Source organism: Streptomyces sp. NPDC050145 (assembly GCF_044460245.1).
Lineage (GTDB): Bacteria > Actinomycetota > Actinomycetes > Streptomycetales > Streptomycetaceae > Streptomyces.
On sequence record NZ_JBITJS010000012.1, the window covers coordinates 152418 to 172875 of the forward strand.

The window sequence follows — 20458 nt, forward strand, 5'->3', positions numbered from 1 at the left end:
GGCGTGCCTGTGTCTTCCTTTGTCCTTTCTTGTGCTCTTGCCGCAGTCGGCGCCGGGGGCGGGGGCCGCCCCCCCCGGCCCCCCCCGGGGCCGGCCGCCCCCCCCCCCCCCCCCCCCCCCCCCCCCCCGCCGCTTTGTCAGTGGCACCCGATAGCCTGCGCAAACAGGCGATCGAAAGTGGGGGCGTGGCGTGCGTGTACTGGGCGTGGACCCGGGTCTCACCCGGTGCGGGGTCGGCGTGGTCGAGGGGGTCGCCGGCCGGCCGCTGACCATGCGCGGCGTCGGCGTCGTGCGGACCCCGCCGGACGCCGAGCTGGGCCTGCGCCTCGTCGCCATCGAGCAGGGCATCGAGCAGTGGCTCGACGAGCACCGGCCCGAGTTCGTCGCCGTCGAGCGCGTGTTCAGCCAGCACAACGTGCGCACGGTGATGGGCACCGCGCAGGCCAGCGCCGTCGCCATGCTGTGCGCCTCGCGCCGCGGCATCCCCGTCGCCCTCCACACCCCCAGCGAGGTCAAGGCCGCCGTCACCGGCAGCGGCCGCGCCGACAAGGCCCAGGTCGGCGCCATGGTGACCCGGCTGCTCCGGCTCGACGCACCGCCCAAGCCGGCCGACGCCGCCGACGCGCTCGCCCTCGCCATCTGCCACATCTGGCGCGCCCCCGCGCAGAACAGACTCCAGCAAGCCGTGGCGCTGCACGCAGCGAACACGTCACACGCATCGAAAGGCCGTACCGCATGATCGCCTTCGTGAGCGGCCCCGTCGCCGCGCTCGCCCCCGACGCCGCGGTGGTCGAGGTCGGCGGGATCGGCATGGCCGTCCAGTGCACGCCGAACACCCTGTCCGGCCTCCGGATCGGGCAGCAGACCAAGCTCGCCACCTCCCTCGTCGTACGGGAGGACTCGCTCACCCTGTACGGCTTCGCGGACGACGACGAGCGGCAGACCTTCGAGCTGCTCCAGACCGCCAGCGGCGTCGGCCCCCGCCTCGCCCAGGCCATGCTCGCCGTGCACACCCCCGACGACCTGCGCCGCGCCGTCTCCACCGGCGACGAGAAGGCACTCACGGCCGTCCCCGGCATCGGCAAGAAGGGCGCCCAGAAGCTCCTCCTGGAGCTGAAGGACCGGCTCGGCGCGCCCCTGGGCACCGCGCGTCCCGCGATCGGCACCGCCGTCGCCGGCGGCTGGAGCGAGCAGCTGCACGCCGCGCTCATCGGGCTCGGCTACGCGACCAGAGAGGCCGACGAGGCGGTCGCCGCCGTCGCCCCGCAGGCCGAGGCCGCCGAGGGCACCCCGCAGGTGGGCCGGCTCCTGAAGGCCGCGCTGCAGACGCTCAATCGCACGCGCTGAGCACCGCAGCCCGAAAGACTCCCCGAGAAGACGCCGCCCGCCCCCGATCCCGTAACGCGAGGCACAGAACATGAACTGGGACGAGACGACCGACGCCGCCGAGCCGCAGGCCGACCGGCTCGTCGGTGCGGCCGCCGACGGCGAGGACCAGGCCGTCGAGGCGGCCCTGCGCCCCAAGGACCTGGGCGAGTTCATCGGCCAGGAGAAGGTCAGGGAGCAGCTCGACCTCGTACTGCGCGCCGCCCGAGCGCGCGGCGCCACCGCCGACCACGTCCTGCTCTCCGGCGCCCCCGGCCTCGGCAAGACCACCCTCTCCATGATCATCGCCGCCGAGATGGGCGCCCCGATCCGCATCACCTCGGGCCCCGCCATCCAGCACGCCGGCGACCTCGCCGCGATCCTCTCCTCCCTCCAGGAGGGCGAGGTCCTCTTCCTCGACGAGATCCACCGCATGTCGCGGCCCGCCGAGGAGATGCTCTACATGGCGATGGAGGACTTCCGCGTCGACGTCATCGTCGGCAAGGGCCCCGGAGCCACCGCCATCCCCCTCGAACTGCCCCCGTTCACCCTGGTCGGCGCCACCACCCGCGCGGGCCTGCTGCCGCCCCCGCTGCGCGACCGCTTCGGCTTCACCGCGCACATGGAGTTCTACGAGCCCACCGAGCTGGAGCGCGTCATCCACCGCTCGGCGAACCTGCTGGACGTGGAGATCGACCCGCACGGCGCCGCCGAGATCGCCGGCCGCTCCCGCGGCACGCCCCGTATCGCCAACCGGCTGCTGCGCCGCGTCCGCGACTACGCGCAGGTCAAGGCCGACGGCCACATCACCCAGGACATCGCCGCCGCCGCGCTCGGGGTGTACGAGGTGGACGGGCGCGGCCTCGACCGGCTCGACCGGGCCGTCCTGGAGGCGCTGCTCAAGCTGTTCGGCGGCGGGCCCGTCGGCCTGTCGACGCTCGCCGTCGCCGTGGGGGAGGAGCGCGAGACGGTGGAGGAGGTCGCCGAGCCGTTCCTCGTCCGGGAGGGGCTGCTGGCCCGGACACCGCGCGGACGCGTCGCGACCCCGGCCGCCTGGGCGCACCTCGGACTCACCCCGCCGCAGGCAAGATCGGGTGCAAGCGGACAAGGAGACCTGTTCGGGGCGTGACGGCGCGGGTACTCGCCGGGCCAGGAACCCCGGTGGGATGCTGAGCGTTGTTCCCAGATGGCGGACTCGCTTAGACTCCGCCGACGTCGTCCTTCTGGTTTCGCTGGTTCCGGACGACGGCCGACCCCCGAAACCGACAAGGCCGCACCCCGGCGCGGTCGCCTGAAGGAAGTTCCCACCCGTGAGTCTCGCAGCCCTCCTCCCGTTCGTTGTGCTCATCGGGGCCATGTTCCTGATGACCCGGTCTGCCAAGAAGAAGCAGGCGCAGGCAGCCACCATGCGCAACGACATGCAGCCCGGTTCCGGCGTCCGCACGATCGGGGGCATGTACGCCACGGTCAAGGAGGTCAACGAGGACACGGTCCTCCTCGACGCCGGCCCGGGCGTCCACCTCATGTTCGCGAAGAACGCGATCGGTGCCGTGCTCTCCGACGAGGAGTACAACCGCATCGTGCACGGCGTCGAGGCCGACACCGAGCTGACCGACGACGCCGTCGTGCCGGACGACGCGTCCTCCCTCACCGAGACCGACGAGACCGCCGCCGCCGACGACTCGCGCATCGACCTCGGCAAGAAGGACGAGCCCGTCGAGGCCGAGAAGGCCGACGAGGCCCCCAAGGCCGACGACGCCGACGCCGAGCCGAAGAAGACCGACGGCGAGTCCGACGCGAAGTAGCCACGACCACCTCCGTGGGGCCCGCCACCGCGTGCCCCACGGTCCTGGTTCGTGCGTGATCCGCGCGGATTCTCGACCATTTCGTGGCCGTCCGGGCAGTCCGGGACACGCATCCCGATGCCGGACGGATGGAGAGGGAGTACGAGAAGGTGGCCACACCTAAAAAGAGCCGAGGGGCGGGGGCGCAGAGCAAGCCGGGCCGCGCCCTGAGCCTGATCGTGATCGTCATGGTCGCGCTCGTCGGTGGGATGTTCATCTCCGGTACGTTCACGCCCCGCCTCGGCATCGACCTCGCGGGCGGCACCAGCATCACGCTGCAGGCCAAGAACGAGCCGGGCAAGCCCAACGCGATCAACAAGACCAACATGGACACCGCGGCGGACATCATCAACCGCCGCGTCAACGGCATGGGTGTCTCCGAGGCCGAGGTCCAGACGCAGGGCAACGACAACATCATCGTCAACATCCCGCGGGGCACGAACCAGAAGCAGGCGCGCGAGCAGGTCGGTACGACCGCGCAGCTCTACTTCCGCCCCGTCCTGACGGTGGCCGCAGGAGCTCCCGCGGCGGACAACTCCGCGAGCCCGTCCCCGAGCGCCTCCTCCGGCGACAAGGCGACCGGCAAGCCGACCGACAAGGCCACCGACAAGGCCGAGGAGAAGGCGACCGACGGAGGATCCGCGTCCGCGACGCCCTCCGCCACCTCGCAGGGCCGCGCCGTCACCGACGGCCTGAAGGCCGACGCGACGCCGAGCGCCGGCGCGAGCGACAAGCCCTCCGCCAAGGCGAGCGACAAGCCCGCCGCTTCCCCGAAGCCGGACAAGGCCACCGCCGCGCTGCAGAAGAAGTTCACCGAGCTGGACTGCACCGACAAGGCCGCCCGCACGACGGTCAACGAGGGCGCCAAGCCCTCCGACACGATCATCGCCTGCGGCGAGGACAACCCCGGCCAGTGGTCGAAGTACGTCCTCGGCCCGTCCGAGGTGAACGGCAAGGACGTCAAGAAGTCCCAGGCCGTCATCAACCAGCAGTCGGCCCAGTGGGTCGTCAACATGGAGTTCACGGGCTCCGGCTCGAAGAAGTTCGCGGCGATCACCAGCAAGCTGTCGGCGCAGCAGTCCCCGATGAACCAGTTCGCCATCGTCCTCGACGGCGACGTGGTCTCCGCGCCCAGCGTCCGCACGACGCTCAGCTCGAACGCCGAGATCTCCGGCAACTTCACCCAGCAGTCCGCCCAGGACCTGGCCAACGTGCTGTCCTACGGCGCCCTGCCGCTCACCTTCCACGAGCAGAGCGTCACCTCGGTGACCGCCGCGCTCGGCGGCGAGCAGCTGCACGCCGGTCTGATCGCCGGCGCCATCGGCCTCGCCCTGGTCGTGATCTACCTGGTCGTCTACTACCGGGGCCTGTCGCTCGTCGCGCTCGCCTCGCTGCTGACCTCCGCGCTCCTCACGTACACGCTGATGACGCTGCTCGGCCCGGCCATCGGCTTCGCGCTGAACCTGCCGGCGGTCTGCGGTGCGATCGTCGCCATCGGTATCACCGCCGACTCGTTCATCGTGTTCTTCGAACGGATCCGGGACGAGATCCGCGAGGGCCGCACGGTGCGGCCCGCCGTGGAGCGGGCTTGGCCGCGCGCCCGGCGCACCATCCTCGTCTCCGACTTCGTGTCCTTCCTCGCCGCCGCGGTGCTCTACATCGTGACCGTCGGCAAGGTCCAGGGCTTCGCGTTCACGCTGGGTCTGACCACCCTGCTCGACGTCGTCGTGGTCTTCCTCTTCACGAAGCCGCTCATGACGATCCTGGCCCGCGGGAAGTTCTTCTCCGGCGGACACAAGTGGTCCGGCCTCGATCCCAAGCGCCTCGGCGTCCAGCCCCCGCTGCGCCGCACGCGCCGCGCCGCCCGCCCTGTCGACCCGAAGGAGGCGTGAGATGTCGAAGCTCGGCACTCTCGGCGCCAAGCTGTACAACGGTGAGGTCGGCTACGACTTCATCGGCAAGCGCAAGCTCTGGTACGGCGTCTCGATCCTGATCACCATCACGGCCATCGTCGGCCTCGTGGTGCGCGGCCTGAACATGGGCATCGAGTTCGAGGGCGGCGCCGTCTTCACCACCCCGAAGACGTCCGTCTCCGCCGCCAAGGCGGAGGAGTACGCGGAGAAGGCCTCCGGGCACGACGCGATCGTGCAGGAGCTGGGCAACGGCGGCCTGCGCATCCAGGTCGCCGGCGTGGACACCGCCAAGTCCGACCAGGTCGCGGCCGAACTGTCCAAGGACATGAACATCCCCGCGGACAAGATCAACGCGGATCTGGTCGGTCCCAGCTGGGGCGAGACGATCGCCAACAAGGCATGGCAGGGCCTGGCCATCTTCATGGTCCTCGTCGTGATCTATCTGGCGATCGCCTTCGAATGGCGGATGGCGCTGGCCGCGCTCGTCGCCCTCGTCCACGACATCACCATCACCGTGGGCATCTACGCCCTGGTGGGCTTCGAGGTCACCCCGGGCACGGTGATCGGTCTGCTCACGATCCTCGGTTACTCGCTCTACGACACGGTCGTCGTCTTCGACTCCCTCAAGGAGCAGACGAAGGGCATCGAGAAGCAGACCCGCTGGACCTACAGCGACATCGCCAACCGCTCGATCAACGGCACGCTGGTCCGCTCGATCAACACCACGGTCGTGGCGCTGCTCCCGGTCGCCGGTCTGCTGTTCATCGGCGGCGGCTTCCTCGGCGCCGGCATGCTGAACGACATCTCGCTGTCGCTCTTCGTGGGTCTGGCCGCCGGTGCGTACTCGTCGATCTTCATCGCCACCCCGCTGGTCGCCGACCTCAAGGAACGCGAGCCGAAGATGAAGGCCCTCAAGAAGCGGGTCCTCGCCAAGCGGGCCGCCGCGTCGGCCCAGGCCGACAGCGGCGCCGTCGTCGGCCACCAGGCCGAGGGCGAGTTCGCCGACGAGCCGGAGGACGCGGCTCCCGCGGGCGCCGGTCCGCGCAACCAGCCGACGTCCCGCGGCCGCGGCCGAGGCCGTCCCTCGGGCAAGCGCCGCTGACCCGGCGGTCCACCGCAGCGCACACGGGCGCCAGGAGCCGACGAGGCTCCTGGCGCCCGCGTCGTTCCCGCCCACCCGACTGCTAGGGTTGTCGATCGCGCGAGCGCCCCCGTGGAACACGCGCAGAAGACCCGTAGAACGCCCATCACCCACACGCTGAGGTGCAGAAATGACCGACATCAAGGAGCTGCTCCTCAGCCGCATCCGTGATGTGCAGGACTACCCGGAGCCCGGGGTCCTCTTCAAGGACATCACCCCGCTGCTCGCCGACCCGGCGGCCTTCACGGCCCTGACCGACACCCTCGCCGAGCGCTGCATCGCCGCCGGCGCCACCAAGGTCGTCGGCCTGGAGGCCCGCGGCTTCATCCTCGGCGCCCCCGTCGCCGTCCGCGCCGGCCTCGGCTTCATCCCCGTACGCAAGGCGGGCAAGCTCCCCGGGGCCACCCTCGCGCAGGCCTACGACCTCGAGTACGGCTCCGCCGAGATCGAGGTGCACGCCGAGGACCTGACCGCCGAGGACCGCGTCATGATCGTCGACGACGTGCTGGCCACCGGCGGCACCGCCGAGGCCGCCGTCCACCTGGTGCGCCGCGCGGGCGCCGAGGTCGCGGGCGTCTCGGTCCTCATGGAGCTGGGCTTCCTGCCCGGCCGCGAGCGACTGGAGCCGGCCCTCGAGGGCGCCCCGCTCGACGCCCTGCTCGTCGTCTGAGACAGCTCGGAAACAGCAGGTCACAGCCGCACGGGCGGGCCCTGAGGAATCAGGCGCCCGCCCGCCGCGTTCTGTGGGTACGAAACTGTCCCACCGGCCGAATACGTTCGGTGGCCGCAGGATCGATACCATGGGCTCCCCGGGACCTGTACGGGGGACCCGTCGCGCACGAGGAGCGCCGTTGCCAGACGAGGCCAAGCCACTCACCGCCGCCAAGGCCGACCAGCAGGCAGCCCCGGCGGCCGCTTCCGGCGCGCCCGCGAAGAACGACCGGCCCGCGACGAGCGCCAAGCCCGCACCGCCCGGCGGCAAGCCCGCGGCGGAGCAGCCCCGCGCGCAGCCCCCGGCCGACAAGCCACGCCCCGCGGCGAACCCGCCCGCGATCCGGCCCGCCGCGAACCCGCCGGCGCGCTCCGGCTCCTCCAACCGGGTCCGCGCCCGCCTCGCCCGTCTCGGCGTCCAGCGCTCCAACCCGTATAACCCGGTCCTCGAGCCGCTGCTGCGGATCGTGCGCAGCAACGACCCGAAGATCGAGACGTCCACCCTGCGCCAGATCGAGCGGGCCTACCAGGTCGCCGAGCGCTGGCACCGCGGGCAGAAGCGCAAGAGCGGCGACCCGTACATCACGCACCCGCTCGCCGTCACGACGATCCTGGCCGAGCTGGGCATGGACCCGGCCACGCTCATGGCCGGGCTCCTGCACGACACCGTGGAGGACACCGAGTACGGCCTGGACACCCTCAAGCGGGACTTCGGCGACCAGGTCGCCCTGCTCGTCGACGGCGTCACCAAGCTCGACAAGGTCAAGTTCGGCGAGGCCGCGCAGGCGGAGACCGTCCGCAAGATGGTCGTCGCCATGGCGAAGGACCCCCGCGTCCTCGTCATCAAGCTCGCCGACCGCCTGCACAACATGCGCACGATGCGGTACCTCAAGCGCGAGAAGCAGGAGAAGAAGGCCCGCGAGACGCTGGAGATCTACGCTCCGCTGGCGCACCGCCTGGGCATGAACACCATCAAGTGGGAGCTGGAGGACCTCGCCTTCGCGATCCTCTACCCCAAGATGTACGACGAGATCGTGCGGCTCGTGGCCGAGCGCGCGCCCAAGCGCGACGAGTACCTGGCCATAGTGACCGACGAGGTGCAGTCCGACCTGCGCGCGGCCCGCATCAAGGCCACCGTCACCGGACGCCCGAAGCACTACTACAGCGTCTACCAGAAGATGATCGTGCGAGGCCGCGACTTCGCCGAGATCTACGACCTGGTGGGCATCCGCGTCCTCGTCGACACCGTCCGCGACTGCTACGCGGCACTGGGCACCGTCCACGCCCGCTGGAACCCGGTTCCGGGGCGGTTCAAGGACTACATCGCGATGCCCAAGTTCAACATGTACCAGTCGCTGCACACGACGGTCATCGGGCCCAACGGCAAGCCCGTCGAGCTCCAGATCCGGACCTTCGACATGCACCGCCGCGCCGAGTACGGCATCGCCGCGCACTGGAAGTACAAGCAGGAGGCCGTCGCCGGCACCTCCAAGGTGCGCTCGGACGCGCCCAGGACCACCGGCAAGGACGACCACCTCAACGACATGGCGTGGCTGCGCCAGCTGCTCGACTGGCAGAAGGAGACGGAGGACCCGGGGGAGTTCCTGGAGTCCCTGCGCTTCGACCTGTCGCGCAACGAGGTGTTCGTCTTCACCCCCAAGGGCGACGTCATAGCGCTGCCGGCCGGGGCCACCCCGGTGGACTTCGCGTACGCGGTCCACACGGAGGTCGGCCACCGGACCATAGGAGCGCGGGTCAACGGGCGGCTCGTGCCGCTCGAATCGACCCTGGACAACGGTGACCTGGTCGAGGTCTTCACCTCGAAGGCGTCCGGCGCGGGACCCTCGCGGGACTGGCTCGGCTTCGTCAAGTCGCCGCGGGCGCGCAACAAGATCCGCGCCTGGTTCTCCAAGGAGCGCCGCGAGGAGGCCATCGAGCAGGGCAAGGACGCCATCGCGCGGGCCATGCGCAAGCAGAACCTGCCGATCCAGCGCATCCTCACCGGCGACTCCCTGGTCACCCTCGCGCACGAGATGCGCTACCCCGACATCTCGTCCCTGTACGCGGCGATCGGCGAAGGCCATGTCACCGCGCAGAGCGTCGTCCAGAAGCTCGTGCAGGCCCTCGGCGGCGAGGAAGCGGCCAACGAGGACATCGCCGAGAGCGCGCCGCCGTCGCGGGGCCGCTCCAAGCGGCGGTCCAACGCGGATCCCGGCGTCGTGGTCAAGGGCGTCGACGACGTCTGGGTCAAGCTGGCGCGGTGCTGCACGCCCGTGCCCGGCGACCCGATCATCGGCTTCGTCACGCGCGGCAGCGGGGTCTCCGTCCACCGCAGCGACTGCGTCAACGTGGACTCGCTGTCCCGTGAGCCCGAGCGGATCCTCGAGGTCGAGTGGGCGCCCACCCAGTCCTCGGTCTTCCTGGTCGCCATCCAGGTGGAAGCCCTGGACCGCTCCCGCCTCCTGTCGGACGTCACCCGTGTCCTCTCGGACCAGCACGTCAACATCCTGTCCGCGGCCGTCCAGACCTCCCGCGACCGCGTCGCCACCTCCCGCTTCACCTTCGAGATGGGCGACCCGAAGCACCTGGGCCACGTCCTGAAGGCGGTACGAGGCGTAGAGGGCGTCTACGACGTCTACCGCGTCACCTCGGCCCGGCGCCCGTAGCTTCGGGGCCGGGAGGGCCCCGAACAGGCGCCGGGGCAGATGCGCCCCGTCAGGGGCGCGGGGAACTGCGCGCTCAGCCACGACGGCGCGGGAGTCGGTGACGAGGCCGGGCAGCCACGGCGGGGCCCTGTGAGGGGCGCGGGGAACTGCGCGAGAAGCCCCACCGGGGCGCGGCCGCCCGGCGGCGGACAGAGTAGGGCGTGAAGGCGCAAAAGAAGCGGGCCCGGGCTGTGAAGCCCGGGCCCGCTCATGTCCAGCTCAGCGGAGCGTCAGCCGCCGAACTCCTCGAGACCCTTGAGCGCCGAGTCGAGCAGCGCCTGCCGCCCGTCCAGCTCACGCTGCAGCTTGTCCGCCTTCGCGTTGTTGCCCTGCGAACGCGCCTGCTCCACCTGCCCCTTGAGCTTGTCGACCGCGGACTGCAGCTGCCCCGTGAGACCCGCGGCACGCGCCCGCGCCTCCGGGTTCGTACGACGCCACTCGGTCTCCTCGGCCTCCTGGATCGCACGCTCCACGGCCTGCATCCGGCCCTCGACCTTCGGCCGGGCGTCCCGCGGCACGTGGCCGATGGCCTCCCAGCGCTCGTTGATCGAGCGGAAGCCGGCCCGGGCCGCCTTCAGGTCCTGGATCGGGAGCAGCTTCTCGGCCTCACCGGCCAGCTCCTCCTTCAGCTTCAGGTTCTCGCCCTGCTCGGCGTCCCGCTCGGCGAACACCGAGCTGCGCGCCGCGAAGAACACGTCCTGGGCCCCGCGGAAGCGGTTCCACAGATCGTCCTCGTGCTCGCGCTGCGCCCGGCCCGCCGCCTTCCAGTCCGCCATCAGCTCGCGGTAACGGGCCGCCGTGGCACCCCAGTCCGTCGAGTTCGACAGCGCCTCGGCCTCGGCGACCAGCTGCTCCTTCGCCTTGCGGGCCTCCTCGCGCTGCGCGTCGAGCGACGCGAAGTGCCCCTTGCGGCGCTTCGAGAACGCCGAGCGCGCGTGCGAGAAGCGGTGCCACAGCTCGTCGTCCGTCTTCCGGTCGAGCCGCGGCAGCCCCTTCCACGTGTCCACCAGGGCCCGCAGCCGCTCACCGGCGGCCCGCCACTGCTCGGACTGCGCCAGCTCCTCCGCCTCGGTGACCAGCGCCTCCTTGGCGTGCCGGGCCTCGTCGGACTGCTTGGCCTTCTGCACCTTGCGCTTCTCGCGCTGCGACTCGACGCTCTCCACCAGCTTGTCGAGCCGCTTGCCGAGCGCGTCGAGGTCACCGATGGCGTGCGCCTCCGTGACTTGGTCCCGCAGGTGCTCGATCGCCGTCGTCGCGTCCTTGGCCGACAGATCCGTCGTCTGCACCCGGCGCTCGAGGAGCCCGATCTCGACGACCAGACCGTCGTACTTGCGCTTGAAGTAGGCCAGGGCCTCGTCAGGGGATCCTGCCTGCCACGAACCGACCACTCGCTCACTGCCGTCGGCCGAACGCACGTACACGGTCCCCGTCTCGTCGACGCGGCCCCACGGGTCGCTGCTCACAGCGCCTCCTCCACATGATGCCTGCGGGGGCTCGTCGGCCCCCGGGCATCGTCCACAGTTTCGTCACGGCCAACATAGGCGACCGGCGGGGCGGCTGTCCGCATCCCGCGCGACCGAAATTTGTCGGTCGGCAGGTCAGGACTTGGTGACCGTCCCCTTGTCGATCACCACCGTCGCGTTCGGCGCCGTGTTGCCCGTCTGCGGGTCCTGGGGCTGGGCGCCGGCCTTCGCGATCTTGTCCAGGACCTTGAGCCCGGAGTCGGAGATCGTCCCGAAGGGGGTGTAGGTGGCCGGAAGCTTGCTGTCCTTGTAGACGAGGAAGAACTGGCTGCCGCCGGAGTGCTTCTGGCCCGTGTTCGCCATCGCGACCGTGCCCGCCGGGTACGTGTACAGCTGCGTACCCTGCATCTTCTCCGCCTTCTTGAGCGAGGCGTCCTTCAGGTTCTCGTCCGGGATCGTGTACCCGGGGCCGCCCTGGCCGGTGCCCGTCGGGTCGCCGCACTGCAGGACGTAGATGCCCTCGGTGGTCAGACGGTGGCACTTGGTGTGGTCGAGGAAGCCCTTGTCCGCCAGGTACTTGAACGAGTTCACCGTGTGCGGGGCGGCCTTCGTCTTCAGCGCGATGTCGATGTCGCCGCAGGTGGTCGCCAGCTTCATCGAGTAGTCCGCGGCCTGGTCGACGGTGAGCGCCGGCTCCTTCTTCCACGTCGCCGTCTTCGCCTTGCCCGCGGCCGGCTTCTCGCACGGGTCCGGGGCCTTCGACGCCGACGGGCTCGCGCTCGGCTCCGCGCCGGACGCCGAGTCCTTCTTGGCGTCGCTCTCGAACGCCCCGGCGGCGTACGCGGCGCCCGAGCCGAGGACGGCGACCGCGAGCACGGAGGCGATCACGATGTTGCGGGTGCGGGCCTTGTGGCGGGCGGCCTCGCGCCGCTGCTGCTGGCGCAGGAACTTCTCCCGGGCGAGCTGGCGCTGCCGCTGATCCTTGCTGACCACCGGGTGTTCTCCTCGTACGTCTCGTGACCTTGGGTTCGGGCCGTCGGCTGGTGCCCCGTACCGTATATGGGTTCGCTGTGGAAACGGCAGCGCCGGTAGGCTCTGATCTGCCGCATTCCGCCGTCGCGACGACCGTGACGGCTGTGACGACGACATACGAAGGACGATCGTGCTGATTGCCGGGTTCCCCGCCGGGGCCTGGGGCACCAACTGTTACCTGGTTGCCCCCGCCGCGGGTGAGGAGTGCGTGATCATCGACCCGGGCCACCAGGCCACCGAGGGAGTCGAGGAAGCGCTGAAGAAGCACCGGCTCAAGCCGGTCGCCGTCATCCTCACCCACGGGCACATCGACCATGTCGCCTCGGTCGTCCCCGTGTGCGGAGCGCACGACGTGCCCGCGTGGATCCACCCCTCCGACCGCTACATGATGAGCGACCCGGAGAAGGGCATCGGCCGCTCCATCGGCACCCAGCTGATGGGCGAGCTGACCGTGGGGGAGCCCGGCGACGTGCGGGAGCTGACCGACGGCGCCCGGCTGAAGCTGGCCGGACTCGACTTCTCGGTCGCCCACGCGCCCGGCCATACCAAGGGGTCGGTGGCCTTCCAGATGCCCGAGACCACGGACATCCCGTCCGTCTTCTTCTCGGGCGATCTGCTCTTCGCCGGCTCCATCGGACGCACCGACCTTCCCGGTGGCTCCATGGACGACATGCTCGAATCGCTGGCCCGTGTGTGCCTGCCGCTCGACGACTCGACCGTGGTCCTCTCCGGGCACGGCTCCCAGACCACCATCGGCCAGGAGCGCGCCACCAACCCGTATCTGCGGCAGGTGGCCGCCGGCCAGGGATCCTCCACCGAGGCTCCCCGACGAGGAATGTGACGAGAAGACTCCCGTGAGTACCTTCCAGGCCCCCAAGGGCACGTACGACCTGCTTCCCCCGGACTCCGCCACCTACCTGGCGGTGCGCGAGGCGATCTCCACGCCGCTGCGCAACTCCGGCTACGGCTACATCGAGACCCCCGGCTTCGAGAACGTCGAGCTGTTCGCGCGCGGTGTCGGCGAGTCCACCGACATCGTCACCAAGGAGATGTACGCCTTCGAGACCAAGGGCGGCGACAGGCTCGCCCTGCGCCCCGAGGGCACCGCCTCCGTGCTGCGCGCCGCCCTGGAGGCCAACCTCCACAAGGCGGGCAACCTCCCGGTCAAGCTCTGGTACTCGGGCTCGTACTACCGCTACGAGCGCCCCCAGAAGGGCCGCTACAGGCACTTCTCGCAGGTCGGCGCCGAGGCGATCGGCGCCGAGGACCCGGCGCTCGACGCCGAGCTGATCATCCTGGCCGACCAGGCGTACCGCTCCCTGGGCCTCCAGAACTTCCGCATCCTGCTGAACTCGCTGGGCGACAAGGAGTGCCGCCCCGTGTACCGGGAGGCGCTGCAGGCGTTCCTGCGCGGCCTCGACCTCGACGAGGACACCCTGCGCCGCGCCGAGATCAACCCGCTGCGCGTCCTCGACGACAAGCGGCCCGACGTCCAGAAGCAGCTCACGGACGCGCCGCTGCTGCGCGACTACCTGTGCGACGCCTGCAAGGCGTACCACGAGCAGGTGCGCGAGCTGCTCGTCGCCGAGGGCGTCGCCTTCGAGGACGACGCCAAGCTGGTCCGCGGGCTCGACTACTACACCCGTACGACCTTCGAGTTCGTCCACGACGGTCTCGGCTCGCAGTCCGCGGTGGGCGGCGGCGGCCGCTACGACGGGCTCTCCGAGATGATCGGCGGCCCCTCGCTGCCGTCCGTCGGCTGGGCGCTCGGCGTCGACCGCACGGTGCTCGCCCTGGAGGCGGAGGGCGTCGAGCTGAAGCTCCCGTCCACCACCAGCGTGTTCGCGGTGCCGCTCGGCGACGAGGCGCGGCGCGTGCTCTTCTCCAAGGTGACCGAGCTGCGCCGCGCCGGGATCTCGGCGGACTTCTCGTTCGGCGGCAAGGGCCTCAAGGGCGCGATGAAGAACGCGAACCGCTCGGGGGCGCGCTTCACGATCGTCGCCGGTGAGCGCGATCTCGCCGAGGGGGTCGTGCAGCTCAAGGACATGGAGTCCGGCGAGCAGGACGCGGTCGCCGCCGACGAGATCGTGGACGTGCTCCGCGCCCGGCTGGCCTGATTCCGCGCCCCTGGAGGCACGCGCCGCGCGCGCGGCCTCCAGGGGCGCCGCTTGTGCGCAACGAACGGTGAACTCACAGGCGCGTACGGCACAATGACCCTGCCCGCAAGCCCTCTGACCCACGGATCGGCGTGATGAGCCAGACGACCCCCGCACGAGACAGCCTCTCCGACGACACCGTGGACGGAGGAAGGCCCAGGACCGTCGGCGGCAGCCGGGGATTCGGCCTGCTCCTGGTGATCACCGGAGCGGCGGGACTGCTCGCCGCGTGGATCATCACCCTCGACAAGTTCAAGCTGCTCGAGGACCCGAACTTCACGCCGGGCTGCTCGATCAACCCGGTCATCTCCTGCGGCAGCATCATGAAGAGCGACCAGGCCTCGGTCTTCGGCTTCCCGAACCCGATGCTCGGACTCGCCGCCTACGCCGTCGTGATCTGCGTCGGCATGAGCCTGCTGGCCCGCGCCCGCTTCCCGCGCTGGTACTGGCTGACGTTCAACGCGGGCTGCCTGTTCGGTGTCGGATTCGTCAGCTGGCTGCAGTTCGAGTCCCTGTACCGGATCAACGCGCTGTGCCTGTGGTGCTGCCTGGCCTGGGTCGCCACGATCCTCATGTTCTGGTACGTCACGTCGTCGAACGTGCGCAACGGCTTCCTGCCCGCGCCCGGCTGGCTCAAGACGTTCTTCGAGGACTTCACCTGGGCCCTGCCGGTCGTGCACATCGGCATCGTCGTCATGCTGATCTTCACGCGCTGGGGCGACAAGCTCTGGGCCTGAGCCCCCGCCCCGACAGGGCCGACGGCGTTGTCAGTGGGCTGACGTAGGGTTTTCGTCGTGGAGCCCGACCTGTTCACCGCCGCAGCCGAAGACCGCCAGGAGAAGGACCCGTCCGCGAGTCCGCTGGCGGTCCGGATGCGCCCGCGCACCCTCGACGAAGTCGTCGGCCAGCAGCACCTGTTGAAGCAGGGGTCGCCGCTGCGCCGCCTCGTCGGCGACGGAGGCGGACCCGCGGGCGCCTCGTCCGTGATCCTCTGGGGTCCGCCCGGCATCGGCAAGACGACCCTGGCCTACGTGGTCTCCAAGGCGACGAACAAGCGGTTCGTGGAGCTGTCCGCGATCACCGCCGGCGTCAAGGAGGTCCGGGCCGTCATCGAGGGCGCCCGCCGCGCCCTGGGCGGCCACGGCAAGGACACCGTCCTCTTCCTCGACGAGATCCACCGCTTCAGCAAGGCCCAGCAGGACTCCCTGCTCCCCGCGGTGGAGAACCGCTGGGTGACGCTGATCGCGGCCACCACCGAGAACCCGTACTTCTCGGTGATCTCCCCGCTCCTGTCCCGTTCGCTCCTGCTCACCCTCGAGCCGCTCACCGACGACGACCTGCGGGGACTGCTCGAGCGGGCCCTGACCGAGGAGCGCGGGCTCGACGGCGCGGTCGCCCTGGCCGCCGACGCCGAGGAGCACCTGCTCCGGGTGGCCGGCGGCGACGCCCGGCGCGCGCTCACCGCCCTGGAGGCCGCGGCCGGCGCCGCCCTCGCCAAGAGCGAGGACACCATCACCCTGGAGAGCGTCGAGGAGACGGTCAACCGGGCGGCGGTGAAGTACGACCGCGACGGCGACCAGCACTACGACGTCGCCAGCGCCCTCATCAAGTCCATCCGCGGCTCGGACGTGGACGCGGCCCTGCACTATCTGGCCCGCATGATCGAGGCCGGCGAGGACCCCCGCTTCATCGCCCGCCGCCTGATGATCTCCGCCAGCGAGGACATCGGCCTCGCCGACCCGACGGCCCTGCCCACCGCGGTCGCCGCCGCCCAGGCCGTCGCCATGATCGGCTTCCCCGAGGCCGCCCTCACCCTGAGCCACGCCACGATCGCCCTCGCCCTGGCCCCGAAGTCCAACGCGGCGACGACCGCGATCGGCGCCGCCATGGAGGACGTCCGCAAGGGCCTCGCCGGCCCCGTCCCGCCCCACCTGCGCGACGGGCACTACAAGGGCGCCGCCAAGCTCGGCCACGCGCAGGGCTATGTGTACCCGCACGACGTCCCCGGCGGTATCGCGGCGCAGCAGTACGCGCCGGACGCGATCGCGGGCCGGCGGTACTACGAGCCGACCCGGTACGGCGCGGAGGCGCGGTACGCGGACGTCGTGGAGCGGGTCCGAGAGCGGCTGCGCGGGGACACCAAGGGCTGAGAGGCCCCGGAAGGCGGACCCTGAGGCGCGCGCGGAGTCCGGGCGTGGAGCCTGGACGCGGGGCCCGGTCGTCCCGCCTCCGAGAGATCCGGTAGACTTCCGCGCAGTGCTGTGTTCCGTGCCCGGTGTCCCGAAAGGGAGACGGGGCATCACCAGAGCGGAACATCCAGCCGGATCCCCCGAACCGCGAGGCACAGGGGATCCAGGAGCGTCGCGCACCTTCGAAGGTGTCGCGGGCAGCCCACCACCTCCCGGATCTCCGGAACAGGTCGGTGGGCCACTCGCGTGCTGCACGTACGTGCCCAGCTCCGGGAGCGGCTGCCCACTCGTCCCCAGGGACACCGTGGGTTTCCCGGGCTGCGGATGCGACCTCCCAAAACCCTGGTGAAGCCGTATTCGCATCAGAGACACGAGGTGTTTGGTTCATGGCGAACCAGTCCCGCCCCAAGGTCAAGAAGTCGCGTGCCCTCGGCATCGCGCTGACCCCGAAGGCCGTCAAGTACTTCGAGGCCCGCCCCTACCCGCCGGGCGAGCACGGCCGCGGCCGCAAGCAGAACTCGGACTACAAGGTCCGTCTGATGGAGAAGCAGCGCCTGCGCGCTCAGTACGACATCAGCGAGAAGCAGCTCGCCCGCGCCTACGACCGCGCCAAGAAGGTCGAGGGCAAGACGGGTGAGGCGCTCGTCGTCGAGCTCGAGCGTCGTCTGGACGCCCTGGTTCTCCGTTCGGGCATCGCCCGCACGATCTACCAGGCCCGTCAGATGGTCGTCCACGGCCACATCGAGGTCAACGGTGGCAAGGTCGACAAGCCGTCGTTCCGTGTCCGTCCCGACGACGTCGTGATGGTCCGCGAGCGCAGCCGCAAGAAGCCGCTGTTCGAGGTCGCGCGTGAGGGTGGCTTCGCCCCCGAGGGCGAGACCCCGCGTTACCTCCAGGTGAACCTGAAGGCCCTGGCCTTCCGCCTGGACCGTGACCCGAACCGCAAGGAGATCCCCGTGATCTGCGACGAGCAGCTCGTCGTCGAGTACTACGCCCGCTGATCTCCCTCACCGGAGTCTCCTTCACGGGAGAGCGGACGTAGTACCACCTGCGTTTCAGCCCGTCGTCTCCCCGCCGTTCGCGGTGGGGGAGGCGGCGGGTTCGCGCGTTCCGGGGCCGTTCTCCGCGTCGCGGGCGTGACGCGGCGCCGGCACCGTCGTCCACTGCCGCTCGCCCCGCGCCAGCACCCGCGCCACCACCTCGTCGGAGCCGAGCCGCTCGCCCGCACGCGCCAGCTCGTCGAACCGCGCGTCACCCAGCGCCGCCCGCGCCCGCGCCGCGCACCACTCGTGCGGCCCGTTGAACTGCGCGGAGCCGAACAGCGGCAGCCCCACCGACGGCCAGATCCGCCCCGCCGCCCCCTGGAGCACCGCCCCCTCGGCCGCGTCGCCCTCCGCGACCGTGACCAGGGCGAGCAGCTCCACCGTGAGCACCAGGCCCAGCAGATCGTGGAACTCGTGGTCGATGACCAGGCTCTCCACCAGCAGCCCGCGCGCCTTCGGCAGATCGCCCGCGTTCCACGCCGCGAACGCCAGGACATACAGCGCGTACGCCAGCGTCCAGCGCTCCCCGTGGTCCGCGCAGATGTCCCGCACGTCCTCGCACAGCTCCACGGCCTGCGGCAGATCCCCCTGGAACGCCACCGCCATCGCCAGCTCGACCTGCCCCATCAGCACGTTGCTGTTGAGCTCGCCGATCTCGCGGTACCGCTCCAGCGCGGCCCGCAGCAGCCGCTCCGCGCGCGGCAGGTCGTCGGTGACCAGGGCCAGGCACCCCGTCCGGTGCACGGCGTACGCGAGCGCCGTCGTGTGGCCCGCGCACTCGGCGTCCTCACGGCACTCCTCGAGCGCGGCCAGCGCCGCCACCACGTCGCCCTGGAGCACGGCCACGTACCCGAGCACCCACAGCGCCTTGAGCCGGGCGTCCCGGTACTCGTCGGGGTCCGCGTCCTCCTCGCCGGGGTCGCCGTCGGGCCCGACGCTGCGGTCCAGCCAGTGCCGGCCCTCCGCGAGCCGCCCGCAGCCCGCCCAGTAGAACCACAGGGTGCCCGCCAGGTACCGGCCCAGATGCCCCTCGCCCGGCTCGGAGAGGCAGAACTCCAGCGCGGCCCGCAGATTCGGCAGCTCCGCGTCGATCCGCGCCGCGACCTCGCTCTGCCGCGGCGAGAACCAGTCCAGCTCGCACCAGGTCGCGAGCCCCAGGTACCAGTCCCGGTGCCGGCGCCGCATCCGCCCGGTGTCACCGAGCGAATCCAGCCACTCGGCGCCGTACGCACGCACCGTGTCGAGCAGCCGGTAGCGGACCCCGCCGGGACCCTCCTCGCGCAGCACCACGGACTGGGCGAGCAGCGCGTCGAGCACGTCGAGGATCTCGTCGTGGCGCAGCCCGTCGCCGCCGCACACGTACTCGGCGGCCTCCAGGTCGAAGGGGCCGGAGAACACCGAGAGCCGCGCCCACAGCAGCCGCTCCGGCGCCGTGCACAGCTCATGGCTCCAGCCGATCGTCGTACGCAGCGTCTGATGGCGGGGCAGCGCGTCCCGCCCGCCGCCGGTCAGCAGCCGGAACCGGTCGTCGAGCCGCTCCAGGAGCTGCGCCGGCGACAGCGCCCGCAGCCGGCCCGCCGCCAGCTCCACCGCCAGCGGTAGACAGTCCAGGCGCCGGCACAGCTCCAGGACGTCCGGCCCGGCCCCGGCGCCGAACCCCGGCAGCAGCCCCCGCGCCCGGTCCGCGAACAGCTCCGCCGCGTCCTGCGCCGTGAGCGGGGCCAGCGGGAACAGCCGCTCGCCGGCCAGCGTCAGCGGCCTGCGGCCCACCGCGATCACCCGCAGATGCGGCGCGGCCCGCAGCAGATCGCGTACGAGGGAGGCGCAGGCGTCCACGACATGCTCGTAGCCGTCCAGGACGAGGAGCAGGTGCCGCTCCGCGAGATGGTCGACCAGGACCTGGCGCGGCGGGCGGGTCGTGTGGTCGGTCAGGCCGAGCGCCTGGGCCAGCGCGTGCTCGACGAGCTCGCCGCCGCGCACCGGCGTCAGCTCCACCCGCCACACCCCGTCCCGGCGCAGCGGTGTGGGGGCACGGGCCGCGGCGTGCGCCGCGAACCGGGACTTGCCGACGCCGCCGACGCCGGTCACCGTCACCAGTCGCGCCGTCTCCAGATCGCGCAGCAGCGCGGACAGCTCGGCGGCGCGACCGACGAAACGGTTCAGTTCGTGGGGGAGGTTTCCGGGGCGCGGGGGACCGGACGACGGGGCGTCGGGCTGCGGAGTGCGTCGCATGGAGAACGGAGCGTACTCATCCGTGCGCGGTCCGTACAATCGGTCGAGCTGAAGAGGGGGCCGCGCGAAGGCGGAACTGGGTGCGGAGCGCGGGGCCGGGCGCGATAGGCTCGGGGACGACTTTTCGATGTTCAGCGGTTCAGCGATGGCGCATCAGGCAGTGCCGATTCAGGCAGTGCTGATTCAGGCAGTGTCGATTCAGAAAGTGGTGACAGGTGTCCGGTGGAGAGGTGGCCGGGATCCTGGTGGCTGTCTTCTGGGCGATCCTGGTCTCCTTCCTCGCGGTGGCACTCGTGAGGCTGGCCCAGACGCTCAAGGCGACCACCAAGCTGGTCGCGGACGTGACCGAGCAGGCCGTACCCCTGCTCGCCGACGCCTCCGCCGCGGTGCGCTCCGCGCAGACCCAGATCGACCGGGTCGACGCGATCGCCTCCGACGTCCAGGAGGTCACGTCGAACGCGTCGGCGCTCTCCTCCACCGTGGCCTCCACCTTCGGCGGCCCGCTGGTCAAGGTGGCCGCCTTCGGGTACGGCGTGCGCCGGGCCATCGGCGGCCGGGGCAAGGACGTGCCCGCCAAGCAGGACCGACGTACCGTGATCGTGGGCCGCACGGTCCCGGCCTCGCGCCGTGCCAGGCGGGCCGACCGGAATAAGAGGGACTGACC

The 20458-nt window shown here is 71.2% G+C and carries 17 protein-coding genes; 14 read left to right on the forward strand and 3 right to left on the reverse strand.

The features are described from left to right. The first annotated feature begins 190 nt into the window (after positions 1–190). The 8 genes from ruvC (at position 191) to ACIBTU_RS24595 (ending at position 9640) form a co-directional block, all read left to right on the forward strand. Positions 191–739, forward strand: coding sequence for a crossover junction endodeoxyribonuclease RuvC (gene ruvC / locus ACIBTU_RS24560; protein WP_399128539.1), 549 nt, complete (start codon positions 191–193; stop codon positions 737–739). Continuing rightward, positions 736–1347 (forward strand): Holliday junction branch migration protein RuvA, encoded by a 612-nt coding sequence (gene ruvA, locus ACIBTU_RS24565; protein WP_399128540.1) that lies wholly within the window; start codon positions 736–738, stop codon positions 1345–1347. The genes ruvC and ruvA overlap by 4 nt, the downstream gene beginning before the upstream one ends. A gap of 70 nt (positions 1348–1417) precedes the next feature. Continuing rightward, positions 1418–2494, forward strand: a complete 1077-nt coding sequence (gene ruvB, locus ACIBTU_RS24570) for a Holliday junction branch migration DNA helicase RuvB (protein WP_399128541.1) — start codon at positions 1418–1420, stop codon at positions 2492–2494. 181 nt (positions 2495–2675) lie between these two features. Next, entirely contained in the window at positions 2676–3170 is a 495-nt protein-coding gene (yajC, locus tag ACIBTU_RS24575; RefSeq protein ID WP_399128543.1) for a preprotein translocase subunit YajC, read from the forward strand. Positions 3171–3319: 149 nt separating this feature from the next. After that, positions 3320–5101 (forward strand): protein translocase subunit SecD, encoded by a 1782-nt coding sequence (gene secD / locus ACIBTU_RS24580; protein ID WP_399128668.1) that lies wholly within the window; start codon positions 3320–3322, stop codon positions 5099–5101. A 1-nt stretch (position 5102) separates the two neighbouring features. Then, positions 5103–6224: a protein translocase subunit SecF gene (gene secF / locus ACIBTU_RS24585; protein ID WP_399128544.1), complete on the forward strand. Its 1122-nt coding sequence runs from the start codon at positions 5103–5105 to the stop codon at positions 6222–6224. Positions 6225–6393: 169 nt separating this feature from the next. Beyond that, the gene (locus tag ACIBTU_RS24590) at positions 6394–6933 is read left to right on the forward strand and encodes an adenine phosphoribosyltransferase (RefSeq protein ID WP_399128545.1); all 540 of its coding nucleotides are present in this window, start codon (positions 6394–6396) and stop codon (positions 6931–6933) included. A 181-nt stretch (positions 6934–7114) separates the two neighbouring features. Then, positions 7115–9640, forward strand: coding sequence for a RelA/SpoT family protein (locus ACIBTU_RS24595; protein ID WP_399128546.1), 2526 nt, complete (start codon positions 7115–7117; stop codon positions 9638–9640). A gap of 269 nt (positions 9641–9909) precedes the next feature. Here the strand turns inward: ACIBTU_RS24595 and ACIBTU_RS24600 are convergent, their stop codons facing one another. Continuing rightward, positions 9910–11142, reverse strand: a complete 1233-nt coding sequence (locus tag ACIBTU_RS24600; protein ID WP_399128547.1) for a DUF349 domain-containing protein — start codon at positions 11140–11142, stop codon at positions 9910–9912. 135 nt (positions 11143–11277) lie between these two features. Next, the gene (locus ACIBTU_RS24605) at positions 11278–12135 is read right to left on the reverse strand and encodes a peptidylprolyl isomerase (protein WP_399128548.1); all 858 of its coding nucleotides are present in this window, start codon (positions 12133–12135) and stop codon (positions 11278–11280) included. 169 nt (positions 12136–12304) lie between these two features. On the opposite strand from ACIBTU_RS24605, the gene ACIBTU_RS24610 reads away from it, so the two are divergent. From ACIBTU_RS24610 to rpsD, 5 genes are all read left to right on the forward strand, one after another. Next, positions 12305–13015: an MBL fold metallo-hydrolase gene (locus tag ACIBTU_RS24610; protein ID WP_399128549.1), complete on the forward strand. Its 711-nt coding sequence runs from the start codon at positions 12305–12307 to the stop codon at positions 13013–13015. Between the two features lie 13 nt (positions 13016–13028). Further along, a complete protein-coding gene (hisS, locus tag ACIBTU_RS24615; RefSeq protein WP_399128551.1) occupies positions 13029–14291 on the forward strand; it encodes a histidine--tRNA ligase in 1263 nt (420 codons plus the stop codon). 134 nt (positions 14292–14425) lie between these two features. Continuing rightward, positions 14426–15067: a vitamin K epoxide reductase family protein gene (locus tag ACIBTU_RS24620; protein WP_399128552.1), complete on the forward strand. Its 642-nt coding sequence runs from the start codon at positions 14426–14428 to the stop codon at positions 15065–15067. A gap of 57 nt (positions 15068–15124) precedes the next feature. After that, entirely contained in the window at positions 15125–16480 is a 1356-nt protein-coding gene (locus tag ACIBTU_RS24625; protein ID WP_399128553.1) for a replication-associated recombination protein A, read from the forward strand. A gap of 425 nt (positions 16481–16905) precedes the next feature. After that, complete coding sequence (gene rpsD, locus ACIBTU_RS24630; protein WP_399128554.1) at positions 16906–17520, forward strand: 30S ribosomal protein S4; 615 nt, start codon at positions 16906–16908, stop codon at positions 17518–17520. A 54-nt stretch (positions 17521–17574) separates the two neighbouring features. On the opposite strand, the gene ACIBTU_RS24635 is transcribed toward rpsD, so the two are convergent. Continuing rightward, the gene (locus tag ACIBTU_RS24635; protein WP_399128555.1) at positions 17575–19794 is read right to left on the reverse strand and encodes an ATP-binding protein; all 2220 of its coding nucleotides are present in this window, start codon (positions 19792–19794) and stop codon (positions 17575–17577) included. A 215-nt stretch (positions 19795–20009) separates the two neighbouring features. On the opposite strand from ACIBTU_RS24635, the gene ACIBTU_RS24640 reads away from it, so the two are divergent. Beyond that, positions 20010–20456, forward strand: coding sequence for a DUF948 domain-containing protein (locus ACIBTU_RS24640; protein WP_399128556.1), 447 nt, complete (start codon positions 20010–20012; stop codon positions 20454–20456). Positions 20457–20458 lie beyond the last annotated feature (2 nt).